This is a genomic window from Alteribacillus sp. HJP-4 (genome assembly GCF_042139015.1).
Lineage (GTDB): Bacteria > Bacillota > Bacilli > Bacillales > Marinococcaceae > JBHIKY01.
The window spans coordinates 174,706-187,327 of the sequence record NZ_JBHIKY010000006.1 but is presented as its reverse complement, the minus strand read 5'-3'; the positions used below and the strand labels follow the sequence as shown (position 1 = coordinate 187,327).

The following is a 12,622-nucleotide window of genomic DNA, read 5'->3' as shown; positions in this document are numbered from 1 at the left end:
AAGAGCATATCATTTATCTGAAGTTTCGGCAAATTATTTCACAAACGAATTCTAGTCTGAAAGCGCTTTCTGTACGATATCTATAACAATTTTTAAAAAACAGACAAAAATAGAATATTTATAAAAATGTGGGAAAATGAATAAATATTATATATCCCATTTCAATTGTATGTCCCCTTCAGGCACAGCATCCACGGTAAATGACCTTTCAATCAGCACAGCTTCTCCGTGTTTATTCAATGCGTAGATGGTCTGGACTCTCGTGCCATACCCTTCAAAATTTATGAACATAGGAGAAAGAGCCTTTTCCAACTCAAGGCTCACCCCTGTAACCGGAAGCAGCTCTTCTGCTGCCTCTGTTTTGTCAGATAAAACATCAAAAAGGTCATCGATAAGAAGATCGGCACCCATGCCGCTCAGCACCCTCTTAAATCTCTGTTTTGCTTTTTTTACCTTTGGCCAGGGGGTATCGAGCCGTGCATTACTCAAACCGTAAACCCCCGGCCCCAGAAGCTTTCTGGTTTCATTATCCTGATTTGTTAAATAATAGAGCTTCTCTCCCTCACCGGCAATTAAATTAAAACCACCATATTTCTCTCTGTCAGCCTCTGCTTCTTTAAAAAAGTAGTTCTTGCAGCTGTCCTCCAGAAAATCTTTGACGAGAGCCCCACGCGACCAAAGTGCCGTTTTTTCATCTGGATTTCTGATATTTGTTACAGCTGCAAAATCTCCATAAATGGAAGCACCCATCCACGTTCCGCCTTTTTTCAAGTCTCTTCCGGCCATAACCGGTGAATTACTCCATCTATGCAGACGCTCTGTTGGTCGTTCGTAAAATTCATCCCGGTTTGAAACAACTATAATAGGAAAAGATGGATGCGCCTGGACTCCTAAAACAATCAGGCACATTACTCGTCTTCCTCCGTTTTCTCGTTTGCAGATGCAATCCTCTTTCTCTTTGAATATGAGTCAAACACATTATGGTAATAAGAAATAAACTCTTCCCCCTGCCTCCAGCACAACAGAACCGAGGAGCCATCGATAACAGCAGGGAAATCTACATATCCATCATCAATGTTTCTAATGTATATTCCGCTTTTCTCCCATTGGCGTATTAATTGAAATTCCTGGATTTCAAGAAAATCAACAGCAGCTTCAAGCAGAAAAATATCTTCTTTATTTTTATACTCTTCTTCAAGTTTCTTACGTTTAAGTGGGTTCAAACAACGGCACGTCATGTGGAGCTCATGCTGCAAGTTCTGTAAGTAGACGAGCTCTTCTCTAATATCCGGAAGAATGACATTTGCTTCATCAATTGTATAATATTTATTAAACATCCCACTGTCTCCTCCTGGTGAAAGTTGGCTTACAAAAACCACGCAATTATTGAAACGAGAATACTTGTATTATCGTATCTAATTAATATTACGAAAGAAAGAGTTTTAAGACGACACATGTCAATAAATGCTATAATATAAGTATAGCAAATGGCAGAGCGTCAGTCTTTCTAATGAGCTTGAATAATGGAGGGTTATATGATGCCGGAAGAAAATGAAATCAGCCGCGCAGATCAAAATCATGAAAAAGCAAAATCAGAAGCGGAAAAGTTTTTAGAACGTTTTAAGAGCGCTAATAACAATGAAGATCTCATCTCAGCTCTCGGGGGACTGGGCGAAACAGAGCAAAAGCAGGCCGGCGACTCTCTTGAAGCACTGAAAAGACCAGTCCGCGAAATGATGAATCAAAAAGATAATGAGCTTCCCGATAAACTTCACGAACTAAAGCAGATGGTCGGGGAGCTCGAGCCTGATTATTTAAAGGAAAATAAAATGCAAAAAGCTTTAAACCGGATTCTTCGCCGAAGTCCCGTAGAGCAGTACGCAAGAAAATACGAAACGGTTGAAGCACAGGTTGAAAATGTTATAGAAGGACTGCTTGCCGGCAGGGATAAACTACAGGAAGATAACGTTATGCTCGAACAGCTTAAAGTAACAGCGAGAAACCGCATAACCGACCTCGAGCAGCAGATCGAGACAGGAAAAACCTTAAATGAGATGCTTGAAGCGGAAATGACGAAGGAGGAATGGCGGGATAATCCAGCCGACCTTCAAAAAGGCCAGCAAAAAGTAATCTCAAGGATAAAGAATATGACTCAGGCTGTCATGGTTCTTCAGCAGTCCTCTGCCTCTGTCGATCTAATTCTTGATAACAATGAAAAACTTGAAGAAGCAATCTTTAATGCTATTACGATGACAAAAAACATTATCACAGTGACTGCTTCTATACAGCTCGCTCTAGGTAACCAGCGCAAAGTAATTAATGCCGTACAAAATGTCAACGAAGCAACCGAGAATATGATTCTTACCAATGCTCAAATGCTAAAAAGCAACACGGAAGATACTTTAAAAACATTAGAAGAACCTGCAGTAGCAATTGAAACATTCAGAAAAGCTTATGAAGATGTTTATGCTGCTATTCAAATGACGGAGCAGTCAAATGAACGCATTGTCCACTCCGGCAAAAAATTTATTTCGGAGCTTGATGAACTAAATAAACAAATGAAAACAAAGCTGTTGGAATAACTAGTAAACCTACAGGTAGAAGGTGGTACGATTGGCTAAAGACTGGATGTCACATCCCTGGATTGAAAAATTTTTGCCGGATCATTTACGACCTGTAGATGATCATATTTTTTCCGATGCCCATGGACTGGTCATCATTAAAGAAATGGAAACTGCACTTGACCGTTTAATTGAATACGGCAAACAGGTAAAATCTGCACAAACCTTTAAGAAAAATGGCAAAACATTCCATTTTCGATTAAAAATAAATCAAAAACGAATGAAGCTTCTCTGTTTTGAAACCCCTCAATCAGAAGCAGCAATAAAAAAGAGAATTACAATAGATTATGTCCGCAAAGCATATCAGCCTAAGAACCGTTCCCACAGGATAAAGGAAGCTACCGTTCAATATATAAAAAATGGCCAGACGTTTGTGAGGAGCATCCAGAAGTCCACCTATTTTCAGAATGTCTTTTATAAGCTGGAAATGCTCGACGAAGTGCTGATAGGCAGTTTAATCAATCGCAGGCCAGAAATTGCCGAAACCTCGCCCACTGCTCCGGCACGGCAGGAAGATAAAGACCTGGTGCAGTCATCGGAAGAACCTTTTAACTATATGAAAAATATAAATTACCAGCTAAATAATGAGTGGAAACAGATAGGAAGTCTTCTGGAGAACCGGCTGAATCGGCTGCTTGAAGAAACCCATCGTCTCGGTCTCCTTTATGACCTTCTTGATGTTGAAGAAAGATACACTGTAAAAAGAATGCTCAATAACGACATTCCCTCGCTTATAAATACGTATTTATCTCTCGCGGAGGAACAGCAGAAGACACAAACAGAGCATGTATATGAAGCATTAACTAAAATGGAAATAAGTGTGAGAGCGACAAGAGAAGCTGCCGAACACACAAAGCTTGAAAAAATGGAACAGCTGCTGCAGCTGAATGAAAAACGTTATTCAGGAAAACGAAAAAATAAATTACTATAGGGGCACCGCCCCTTTTTTTAATTTGAAAAGACAGCGATTTCAAAGGAGGAATTTTTCATGCAGTGGAAAAAACCGACATATTTACATCATAATATTTGGATTTCAGACGGCTTTGATCTTGAACTTGCGAATCGTACCGGTACATATATTATTAACGAGCAGGACCTCACCATTGTAGAAACTGGCCCCAGTCCTTCTGCAGCCAGAATAAAAAAAAGTCTGGACCATTTAAATAGAAGAACAGAAGAAGTCAAGCATATTATCGTTACCCATATTCACCTTGACCATGCAGGCGGTGCTGGATTGTTTCTAAAGGACTGCCCTAATGCCAGTGTCCATGCTCATCCAAAAGCAGCCAGACACCTTAACGATCCACAGCGTTTAATTCAGGGCGCAAAAGCTGTGTATGGAGATAAGTTTGACAAACTATTTGAACCAATTATTCCTATACCTGAAAACAAAATAACTATACAGGAAGATGAATCCGTACTGACTCTTTCTTCCGGAAGAACTCTTACTTTTATAGATACGCCGGGACACGCCAATCACCATCACAGTATTTTTGATTCTGAAAGCAGAGGCATCTTCAGTGGTGATACAATCGGCATACAATACGCAGATGCAGCTGCCTGGAATAAGGAGCTGTACCTTCCATCCACATCTCCTAATCAATTTAACCCGGATCAAATGCTGGATTCTCTTCGCCGTATAGAGAAGCTCGAGCCTTCATATGTTTATTTCGGTCACTATGGAGAAACAACAAATGTCATAGAATTAAAAAAACAACTACAGCATTGGCTTGCAGTGTTTTTGGAAGAGGGCCGCCGGATTTTTCAACAAAACGGCGACTACCTTCAGTTAGCAGAGATATTAGAGAACCGTGTTCTGAGGGAAAAGCAGTTGGAAGCTGTACCGGAAGAAGACCCTTTACGCAGGATTATTAAACTTGATATGGAAGTGTCCTCCATGGGGATAATAGATTATTTAAAGAAGCACTCCTCTTCCAAGTAAACGATTTTGTCTTCTTGCTCTACCGCTGCATTTTTTCGTATAATAGTATTTACTTCGTATTACGTAAACAAAAGAGAGGGTTTTCATGAATAGAACAGAGGCTATGAAATTAAAAGGCAAAACAGTCCTTATTGATAAGGGTGAAAAGGGTGTATATTATGGAGAGCTTCTAGACATTGCAGCTCCTCCAAAAAAAATGTGGGCCGGAAAGGTGAAGATAAAAGGAGTGATTGAACTCCCGATCCTGCAGGAAGTGGATAGTCTGCCAGGAAAAAAAACACCTGCCTATATGACGGTGCCTGGATCAAAAATTCAAGCTTATACAGCCGGCGCGTCTTCATTAACATACGCTGAAACGGTCGTCCAAGCTATAAATAAAAAATTGCAGAAATTATATGATAAAGGCGCGGCCATCCAGGCCACCGCAAAATCCTGGGCGACATTAGGCAGTCGCTTTGGAGAAATGGACAATCCTTTTGACCTTCAGAAAAATGTCGTTTCTGTAAAAGAGGATTACGTGTATTACCAGCTGAAAAAAGAGAAAGGCAGACCTTTTTTGCATGAGCCGGTGAATGGAGACGTTTTAGATTTAGAGGAATGTCCATTTGAATTTGAAATCTCTAAGCCGGGTAAATCCTGGATAGAGGTGACTCATCTGACTGGTTTTACGTTTGAGGATCTGAACGGGAAAGAAGTCCAGCTAAAAGAATTTGAATGGGTTCGAATTCATAAGCAGCAGTTTCAGCCATTTCATATTTTATTAAATGAACTCGAAGATCCTTCTCAAAAAAGCCTTTTACATGGCATACATTCGCTGGGGTTCACACTCGACCAGCTCGATCAATGTCATAATCATCTACTTCAGCAGCTCCTGCATTCTGACGGGATCGCCTCCTTTCAAGGGGTGAATTTTATCTCGTTTCAGAATAATTACAAGACATTGATGGTCCAGCATCACTATGAACGGGAATTGAAGCAGGATAATCAGGACTTCGTGTTTGACCGGTTTGAATTTACTACGGATGAAGGAGAAAGAAGTATTTCCTCCTACACAAATATATACAGTAAAGGACATGAGTCTTAAAAAAGCCAGCAGCTTTGCTTTCTTTCCTCCCCAAAAGGTAAACAGGTCTATTCGCTAGACTCTGTTGCCTTTTTTATTTTTTATATACGATTCGTTTCACATTAGCTGTAAAAATCGCCTTCGCACTTCTGGAACCATTTCGAGGAAATATTTGAAGGACATGTCGACCTGAGCACGTTCCACGAGATCCACGTCAGACAACGTATAGATGGTTTTAAGGAGAAGGTATTTGAACATACGGATGGGGTGAACAGCGTTCCGTCCATTGTCATGACAGTATTTTTCCTTCCGTTCGTCAATAAACGAAGGAAAAGACTATAAACACCGTTTTACCTTTGTTGATTCCACGATGAGCGGTCGATCCCTTCGCAAACTTGTCTGCACTTTAGAATGATTAACCTTAAAGGAGGGAATTATAAGAAAAGCTATGGCTTTCACTATTTCCTGTCGACATGCCTAACTTTTCTTTTGTGTGGTTTGTACCGGTCTCTTCATCACTCTTCTGCAGATATATATATTATATTTACTCCTTCTGATTGTAAAAGCTGTAAAACTTCTTCATTTAATTTCTTATCTTGAAGCAGTCCCAATGATTCCACCAATTCCAGCTCTTCCAGCTCACCAGCTTCTGCTTCTTTTATAATTTCCAGAACTTCATCCATTTGATTTTCTTCTAAATAATTTTTGATTTGTGAATTTGTCATCACATAACTGCCTCCTTTTTTAGAATAGCCGTCCCTTGAAAGGACGGCTAAACGTAAGCTTCTATTTTCGATCCTCGGCCATTTTTTCTGTCATTTGCTTCCAGACCGAACCCTTCGCTTCTTCTCCGCCTTCAATTCTTTCAAGTGCCATTTTCACCTGGAGAGCAACTTCAAATTCTGGATCATTCTCAGCCGCCCGTAATGCCGGAATAGCAGTTTCATCTCCTACTTCATAAAGAAACATTGCTGCTCTCCAGCGTACTAATTTATTTGAATCTTCAAGTGCTTCTATCATAGCCGGAATACCCGCTTTATCCCCCAAATCCGAAAAACAGTCTCCAGCTGTACGGCGGACGGTCACTGATTTATCCTGCATCGCCTGCCTTAATAGTGGAAGGATAGAAGGTTTTTCAATCATTCCTATATATACGACGGCAAGTCTGCGGATAGCTGGTTTTTCATCATGAAGCGCTTTTTCAAGTACAGCAAGATCCTCTTCAGCAGGATCCATCTTATCAAGGGCGGCATATCGTTTTTTCCAGTCAGGTTCATCGAGCATTTCGGGAGTTACTTTTATAAACCTTTCCTGCTGGCGTACTGAAGATTCCCCTGAACGTGAAAGCTGAACAAGCGCATTTAATCTTTCCTGAGGATAAGCAGCTGCAACTTCTTCTGCAACTTCAGGCCCAATCGAGTCCAGATCATTCCCATAACGGCTGCCAAAATCCTCCCACTTTCTCTCCATAACCACATTTTCGTTTTCATTTTGAGCTGCAAAGGCTGCTGTCTGAAAACGCTCCGGCAGACCCTGCCTCTTTTCTTCATCACCTTGAAGCATCTTGACTTGCATAGGAATTCCTTTAAAAGTCTGAAGCTGTACTGTTACTTCCCCAAATGCTTCAGCAGGCTCAGCCGAGTTCTGCGTCTGCTCGGTTTTTTCACCGAAGACCGCCCGGACCTGAGGGAGCAGCACCTCCCAATCAGCTTTTGAGCTGCGTTCTACTGCCATAAAGTCTGCTACGTGATAAATTCCTTTTATTCCTTCAACCGCGAGTACTCCTTGTAATAATTCAGGAGCATCAGCTTTATTTTTTTCTGTATAATTGTTACTTTTTCCGGAAGGAAGGGATTCATTTAATATTAGTTTCATTGTATTTGGGCTTGGTGTTGGCTCAATTGATATTATTTTCATGGATAATAAGACTCCTTTCCTCGCCTGTTATAACGGCCGCGTTACTATAGTGATGATTGTAACACAATTGATTCTGCTCCTTCCAACCCAAGCATTCCGCATAATATGATAGAATATAACTGCAGCTTTGATAAAGGAGATAATTTCCTTTTATGAATGGAGGTAAAATATGAAAATTGCACTTTTATCTGATATACATGGTAACGCCAGGGCGTTAAAAGCTGTCCTTAATGATTTGAAAGCCAAACAGATCCACACGATGTACATATTAGGTGATATTTGCTACAGAGGCCCAGATCCAAAGAACTCGCTTGAAACGGTCCGTTCTCTCCCAGCCAAGGTATTAAAAGGAAACGCTGATGAGTGGATTGTTCGAGGTGTAAGAAAAGACGAGGTTCCCGATCCCGCACTTGCTATCATGAACCAGGAAAGAGATTGGGCACTAGAACGGCTGACCGAAGATGACCTAATTTATCTAGACCAGCTGCCCGTTTTTTTTCATGATAAATTGAATGATTATTTATCCATGCATGCCTTTCACGCAGTGCCTGATAATCTATTCGAGGTTGTAGCAGCAAATACATTGGAGCAGGAAATGGAAATGAAATTAACAACAGCTGCGGATGCGAATATTTATGTCTATGCCCATATTCATACCCCTTTTATTAAAAAAATCGGCTCGAAGACTATTATAAATACGGGAAGCGTCGGCCTTCCATTTGATGGAAATCCACGACCTTCCTATGTTTTGCTTGATATCGACGGACCTAAATTTGAAGCAAGTATCGAGCGGGTCGATTATGATAAAGACAGGGTAATAAAACAATATGAAGCAAATGATTATCCGAATAGAGAGTTAATGAAACATATCATCCAAAATGGAAAGAGACCTGAATAACGGGGAGAATAATTATTTCTCCCTGATTTATTAAGAAATCAGCTTCTGGACTCCATTCATAATATCAATAAACCTAGCACGGTCATTGTACCGTTCTGCTATCTGAAGATTTTCATCGATGAGAAAGGTGGTCGGCACTCCCATGCACTGGTAGGCATCATAAACCTTTGTTCCATCATCCTGCAGCACTGGAAACTTATAATCATTTTCCTCTAAAAACTTAGCTGCTGCTGGTTCGGCTCCTTCCCTGCCCGTTACATTGATCGTTAAAAACTGCAGCCGGGCTTCGTCCAGGCTGTTATAAAAAGTATTTTTTTGTTGCAGATCCACTGCGGAATCAGGGCACCAGGATGTCCAAAAGGTTATCATAAGCGGTTTTCCCTTAAAAGCCGCTAAAGGCCATTCCTTGCCGCTTTCTATCTCTTTGAGTGTAAAATCCGGGGCGTTCACACGAATTACTCCTTTTTGTTTATTAATTAATTAATTTGTAAAATCGTTCTATTTCTTCTGAGAGCAGGGGCACTGAAGTAAATGCATAGATTGTCCGTTTTACTTCTCCATAGGAGAACAGCTTTAAACACGGTACTGAAGTAATTTTTTCTGATTTTATCAATTCAGGTATATAATTGATATTTAATTTATAATAACTAATATCACTGTAAAGAATCTCCATTGGAAGCAGCATTCTTTCAGCAAGGCCGCAAGTCCCGCACAATGGAGAATATATAAAGCAAGCTGCCGCAGGCTCCTGTAATACTTTGTTTGACCAGCTCTCTGATGTAATTTCTTCCAATAGAACCACCTGACTTTTGTAATAATTAAATCCCGGCATACAAGGCTCACCGGGAAATGTAATACTCTTATAAATGTCTCATCTCATCATTCCAGGCAGCTATATCTTCTACGACCTTTGACAGATCTTCATTAAATGGATACTTCTTCATATACTGTTTCTTCTGCATCTCCGGAAGCCTGTTCCAGGCTGCCTTCAATTCTGTTGCAGATTGTGCAAATTCCTGCAGCTCTCTTTTTATCTCGCTCACATTGTTGTCCTCCTAATCTTGCATGTTTGAAAAGGCCTGTACTAAAGCTCTGCCATAAGCCGGGAGATCCGGCGGACGGCGGCTGGAAATAATATGTCCATCAGTTACCACCTCTTCATTACTCCAGACTGCTCCAGCATTGGTCATATCATCCTTTATCCCGGGTGTGCTTGTTACATTAATTCCTTCTAAAATATCTGCAGAAATCAGCACCCAGCCCGCATGGCAGATCTGGCCAATTATTTTTTTCCGCTCATTCATATGACGTGTCAAATGAATAACTTCTTCATACCTTCTCAGTTTATCGGGTGCCCATCCACCCGGGACCAGTATTCCATCATATTGTTCAGGGTCAATGGAAGCAAAATCAGTTTGAGCCTCAGCTGGAACACCATATTTTCCTTTGTACACTCCCCCTTTTTCTTTTCCGGCTAGTACAACTTCAGCCCCTTCTTCGCGCAGACGCATAACCGGCACCCATAATTCAAGATCTTCAAAATCATCTTCCACTAACGCGATAATCTTCTTTTCCTTTAATAATGTCATGTGCCAATCCTCCTCAATCATCTGTTCGTTTATAGTTCTTTCCCTTTTTAGTTTGAGACAAAACGAAAGTTTCTCTCCATCGGTTTTGAGCTTTTATACGCCCGATTCCAGCCTATAGTCTCGATCTTCTTTTTGTCGACAGCACTTCCTCGAATCACAATCTGAAAAGGTTCCGTGAAAGGAAACGGATTCCATTGGATACAATTTTCTGATGAAAAGGCTGCTTTAATCGTTTGATTTTTTAAAAATGAAAAGGTCTGACGAAAGCCGCTTCGAAACCAAGTTATTTCTTCTTCCTTCATTGCGCCTGGTTTATTTAAACAGGCATATAGTGAAAGATCGTCACAAAATTGAAGAATTAACAAATGCTCGTCTTCATGCTGCGTATCTACCCTGTTTCTAATGTCCTTCTGACGTTTAATTTCTTCTTGCCGGAAACTCTTTCCCCTATCATCTGAGGAACCTCGGAAAAAACTGCTGTAATGCAGGCTGCAAAGAAGCCCGCTGTATGGATGAAGGCAGCAGACGTACGCAATGCCCTCTCGATATGCATTCAGCTTTTTTTCAAGTGGATAATCTATAAAAGAATAAGGTGCGTTTTTTTCATTATGATAGTCCGGGTACGCGTCAAGGATAACCCATGCGCAGTCATGCTCCCTTACGGCCAGTTTTACATAATTCCAGCTTTTTTCTCTCGTCATATCCACATCTGCCCATCGTTTGGCGGCTTCATAAGAAATACGGGCGTGTTCATGCTGGGGAATGCATTCAAAATATTTGCCCCGGTCAACTACAATCATTAACTACCCCTCCATTGAGAAACAACCTCCCCTGTAAACGGAAGGTTGTTTCAGAAAGCTTCAGATTAGAAAATTATAAAGGCTTTCTTCTTTATTAATTTCATGATAGCGAAACCCTTTTATATTTAATCGCTCAATCAATGGATCATAATCCTCAGCGTGCTTTAATTCAAGCCCAACAAGCGCGGGTCCTATTGGTTTATTGTTCTTTTTCGTATATTCAAAACGAGATATATCATCGTCTTTGCCGAGTACTTCATCCAGAAATTCACGCAGCGCTCCGGCTCTCTGTGGAAAATCAATAATAAAGTAATGCTGGAGCCCTTCGTATCGAAGTGATTTTTCACGCATTTCTTCCATCCGCCCAATATCATTATTACCGCCGCTTACTACACATACAATCGTTTTTCCTTTTATATCCTCTTTATAAAAATCAAGCGCTGATATAGGCATTGCACCGGCCGGCTCCGCTACAATGGCGTTTTCATTATAGAGCTCTAAAATGGTTGTGCAGATTTTCCCTTCCGGAACCAGCATAACATCATCAAGAACTTCCCTGCACACTTCAAACGGGATATCCCCAATCCGTTTTACAGCTGCACCATCAACAAACTTATCAATATTTTCAAGCTCCACTACTTTATTTTTTTCCAGTGATTCTTTCATTCCCGGAGCTCCGGCTGGTTCAATTCCGATAATCTTTGTCATTGGAGAGATAGATTTAATATAGGTTCCTATTCCGGAAATTAAACCTCCGCCACCGATAGAACAAAATAAGTAATCAATCGGTTCTTCGATATCATTCATTATTTCCATACCAGCGGTGCCCTGGCCTGCAATAATTTTTTCATTGTTAAAAGGATGGATAAATGCCATTTCATGTGCCTCACAGAATGCAATCGCTTCTGCAAACGAATCGTCAAACGTATCCCCTGTCAAAACAACCTCTACGAATTCTTTACCAAACAGCTTCACCTGATCGACTTTCTGCCTTGGAGTAGTAGTAGGCATAAAAATTCTTCCGTTTACTCTCAGTGCCTTACATGAGTAAGCTACTCCCTGGGCGTGATTTCCTGCACTTGCACAGACAACCCCATTTTCCATTCGTTCTGCCGGAAGACTTTTCATAAGATGATATGCCCCGCGTATTTTAAAAGAGCGGACTACCTGCAGATCTTCTCTTTTAAGATAAATATTTGCCTGATACCGCTCTGAGAGGACCTGGTTTCTTTGAAGAGGTGTATGTGTAACTACGTCTTTCAAGGTTTGATTTGCAATAATGATATCTTCAATGTGAATCCTGCCCATCTGCGCACTATCCTTTCTGTGTACAAATCCAATTGTGCAAAGTCGTTCCTATTATAACACTTTTTATTGAGCCGCAAAGTAGGAACCTTATATAGTTTTAGCCTTATCACAAACAGGTAATTGATTCTAAGGTAGGGAAGCTCTATAATAATAATTGTTCCCTTCTGATTCTAGTTTTTTATTTTCAACTCAAGTAAGGTACATACTAAACATAAAAAAAGGAGGCTTTTCGATGAACAAATGGATGGCTGTCATATTAACTGCCGCTGCACTGCTTGTTTTTCCGGCGAATACATTTGCCTCTGTTAATGCATGGCAGGATGCAGAACCAATGTTTATTACTGTGGTGACAATAATATCAGTTCTTACATTAATTGGTTTTGTTTATTTAATGATACGAGATAATGGATAATTTGTTTCTGCTCGTTTTACAAGCAGGAAATGAGGCTGGCCTGGTTCGTCACTACAACACACAGGAAGCCTC

16 protein-coding genes and 1 pseudogene are annotated in these 12,622 nt (G+C 40.6%); 6 read left to right on the top strand and 11 right to left on the bottom strand.

From position 1 onward, the window contains the following. Positions 1–147 precede the first annotated feature (147 nt). On the bottom strand, positions 148–909 hold the full coding sequence (locus tag ACE4RR_RS07835) for an NRDE family protein (protein WP_375534854.1): 762 nt from the start codon (positions 907–909) through the stop codon (positions 148–150). After that, positions 909–1,337: a DUF2203 domain-containing protein gene (locus tag ACE4RR_RS07830; RefSeq protein ID WP_375534853.1), complete on the bottom strand. Its 429-nt coding sequence runs from the start codon at positions 1,335–1,337 to the stop codon at positions 909–911. The genes ACE4RR_RS07835 and ACE4RR_RS07830 overlap by 1 nt, the downstream gene beginning before the upstream one ends. 201 nt (positions 1,338–1,538) lie before the next feature. On the opposite strand from ACE4RR_RS07830, the gene ACE4RR_RS07825 reads away from it, so the two are divergent. The 4 genes from ACE4RR_RS07825 (at position 1,539) to ACE4RR_RS07810 (ending at position 5,647) form a co-directional block, all read left to right on the top strand. Next, complete coding sequence (locus tag ACE4RR_RS07825; RefSeq protein ID WP_375534852.1) at positions 1,539–2,582, top strand: toxic anion resistance protein; 1,044 nt, start codon at positions 1,539–1,541, stop codon at positions 2,580–2,582. A gap of 31 nt (positions 2,583–2,613) precedes the next feature. Next, a complete protein-coding gene (locus ACE4RR_RS07820) occupies positions 2,614–3,552 on the top strand; it encodes a hypothetical protein (protein ID WP_375534851.1) in 939 nt (312 codons plus the stop codon). A gap of 57 nt (positions 3,553–3,609) precedes the next feature. Then, on the top strand, positions 3,610–4,563 hold the full coding sequence (locus ACE4RR_RS07815) for an MBL fold metallo-hydrolase (protein ID WP_375534850.1): 954 nt from the start codon (positions 3,610–3,612) through the stop codon (positions 4,561–4,563). Between the two features lie 85 nt (positions 4,564–4,648). Continuing rightward, entirely contained in the window at positions 4,649–5,647 is a 999-nt protein-coding gene (locus ACE4RR_RS07810) for a DUF2777 family protein (protein WP_375534849.1), read from the top strand. 126 nt (positions 5,648–5,773) lie between these two features. Here ACE4RR_RS07810 and ACE4RR_RS07805 read toward each other — a convergent pair. From ACE4RR_RS07805 to ACE4RR_RS07795, 3 genes and pseudogenes are all read right to left on the bottom strand, one after another. Further along, positions 5,774–5,960: pseudogene (locus ACE4RR_RS07805) on the bottom strand (transposase); the annotation flags it as partial. A gap of 181 nt (positions 5,961–6,141) precedes the next feature. Continuing rightward, positions 6,142–6,351, bottom strand: a complete 210-nt coding sequence (locus ACE4RR_RS07800) for a hypothetical protein (protein WP_375534848.1) — start codon at positions 6,349–6,351, stop codon at positions 6,142–6,144. Positions 6,352–6,412: 61 nt separating this feature from the next. Beyond that, positions 6,413–7,543 (bottom strand): conserved virulence factor C family protein, encoded by a 1,131-nt coding sequence (locus tag ACE4RR_RS07795; protein WP_375534847.1) that lies wholly within the window; start codon positions 7,541–7,543, stop codon positions 6,413–6,415. 169 nt (positions 7,544–7,712) lie between these two features. Between ACE4RR_RS07795 and ACE4RR_RS07790 the strand changes: the two genes are divergently transcribed. Further along, positions 7,713–8,441 carry a metallophosphoesterase family protein gene (locus ACE4RR_RS07790; protein WP_375534846.1) on the top strand — a complete coding sequence of 243 codons (729 nt, stop codon included), beginning with the start codon at positions 7,713–7,715 and terminating at the stop codon, positions 8,439–8,441. 30 nt (positions 8,442–8,471) lie between these two features. Here the strand turns inward: ACE4RR_RS07790 and ACE4RR_RS07785 are convergent, their stop codons facing one another. From ACE4RR_RS07785 to ilvA, 6 genes are all read right to left on the bottom strand, one after another. Then, the gene (locus ACE4RR_RS07785) at positions 8,472–8,891 is read right to left on the bottom strand and encodes a TlpA disulfide reductase family protein (protein WP_375534845.1); all 420 of its coding nucleotides are present in this window, start codon (positions 8,889–8,891) and stop codon (positions 8,472–8,474) included. A gap of 22 nt (positions 8,892–8,913) precedes the next feature. Beyond that, positions 8,914–9,234, bottom strand: a complete 321-nt coding sequence (locus ACE4RR_RS07780; protein ID WP_375534844.1) for a thioredoxin family protein — start codon at positions 9,232–9,234, stop codon at positions 8,914–8,916. 67 nt (positions 9,235–9,301) lie between these two features. Next, a complete protein-coding gene (locus ACE4RR_RS07775) occupies positions 9,302–9,484 on the bottom strand; it encodes a hypothetical protein (RefSeq protein ID WP_375534843.1) in 183 nt (60 codons plus the stop codon). A gap of 12 nt (positions 9,485–9,496) precedes the next feature. Then, positions 9,497–10,030, bottom strand: a complete 534-nt coding sequence (locus ACE4RR_RS07770; protein ID WP_375534842.1) for a type 1 glutamine amidotransferase domain-containing protein — start codon at positions 10,028–10,030, stop codon at positions 9,497–9,499. Between the two features lie 47 nt (positions 10,031–10,077). Then, positions 10,078–10,830, bottom strand: a complete 753-nt coding sequence (locus ACE4RR_RS07765; protein ID WP_375534841.1) for a DUF3891 family protein — start codon at positions 10,828–10,830, stop codon at positions 10,078–10,080. A gap of 60 nt (positions 10,831–10,890) precedes the next feature. After that, positions 10,891–12,138 (bottom strand): threonine ammonia-lyase IlvA, encoded by a 1,248-nt coding sequence (ilvA, locus tag ACE4RR_RS07760; RefSeq protein ID WP_375534840.1) that lies wholly within the window; start codon positions 12,136–12,138, stop codon positions 10,891–10,893. Between the two features lie 232 nt (positions 12,139–12,370). Between ilvA and ACE4RR_RS07755 the strand changes: the two genes are divergently transcribed. Further along, positions 12,371–12,550, top strand: coding sequence for a hypothetical protein (locus ACE4RR_RS07755; RefSeq protein WP_375534839.1), 180 nt, complete (start codon positions 12,371–12,373; stop codon positions 12,548–12,550). The last annotated feature ends 72 nt before the right edge of the window (positions 12,551–12,622 follow it).

What these genes read in the sequence shown, in the direction of transcription:
- ACE4RR_RS07835 (WP_375534854.1), bottom strand. Translation starts at nt 909, where the DNA reads ATGTGCCTGATTGTTTTAGGAGTCCAGGCGCATCCATCTTTTCCTATT.
- ACE4RR_RS07830 (WP_375534853.1), bottom strand. Translation starts at nt 1,337, where the DNA reads ATGTTTAATAAATATTATACAATTGATGAAGCAAATGTCATTCTTCCG.
- ACE4RR_RS07825 (WP_375534852.1), top strand. Translation starts at nt 1,539, where the DNA reads ATGCCGGAAGAAAATGAAATCAGCCGCGCAGATCAAAATCATGAAAAA.
- ACE4RR_RS07815 (WP_375534850.1), top strand. Translation starts at nt 3,610, where the DNA reads ATGCAGTGGAAAAAACCGACATATTTACATCATAATATTTGGATTTCA.
- ACE4RR_RS07810 (WP_375534849.1), top strand. Translation starts at nt 4,649, where the DNA reads ATGAATAGAACAGAGGCTATGAAATTAAAAGGCAAAACAGTCCTTATT.
- ACE4RR_RS07800 (WP_375534848.1), bottom strand. Translation starts at nt 6,351, where the DNA reads ATGACAAATTCACAAATCAAAAATTATTTAGAAGAAAATCAAATGGAT.
- ACE4RR_RS07795 (WP_375534847.1), bottom strand. Translation starts at nt 7,543, where the DNA reads ATGAAAATAATATCAATTGAGCCAACACCAAGCCCAAATACAATGAAA.
- ACE4RR_RS07790 (WP_375534846.1), top strand. Translation starts at nt 7,713, where the DNA reads ATGAAAATTGCACTTTTATCTGATATACATGGTAACGCCAGGGCGTTA.
- ACE4RR_RS07770 (WP_375534842.1), bottom strand. Translation starts at nt 10,030, where the DNA reads ATGACATTATTAAAGGAAAAGAAGATTATCGCGTTAGTGGAAGATGAT.
- ACE4RR_RS07765 (WP_375534841.1), bottom strand. Translation starts at nt 10,830, where the DNA reads ATGATTGTAGTTGACCGGGGCAAATATTTTGAATGCATTCCCCAGCAT.
- ilvA (WP_375534840.1), bottom strand. Translation starts at nt 12,138, where the DNA reads ATGGGCAGGATTCACATTGAAGATATCATTATTGCAAATCAAACCTTG.
- ACE4RR_RS07755 (WP_375534839.1), top strand. Translation starts at nt 12,371, where the DNA reads ATGAACAAATGGATGGCTGTCATATTAACTGCCGCTGCACTGCTTGTT.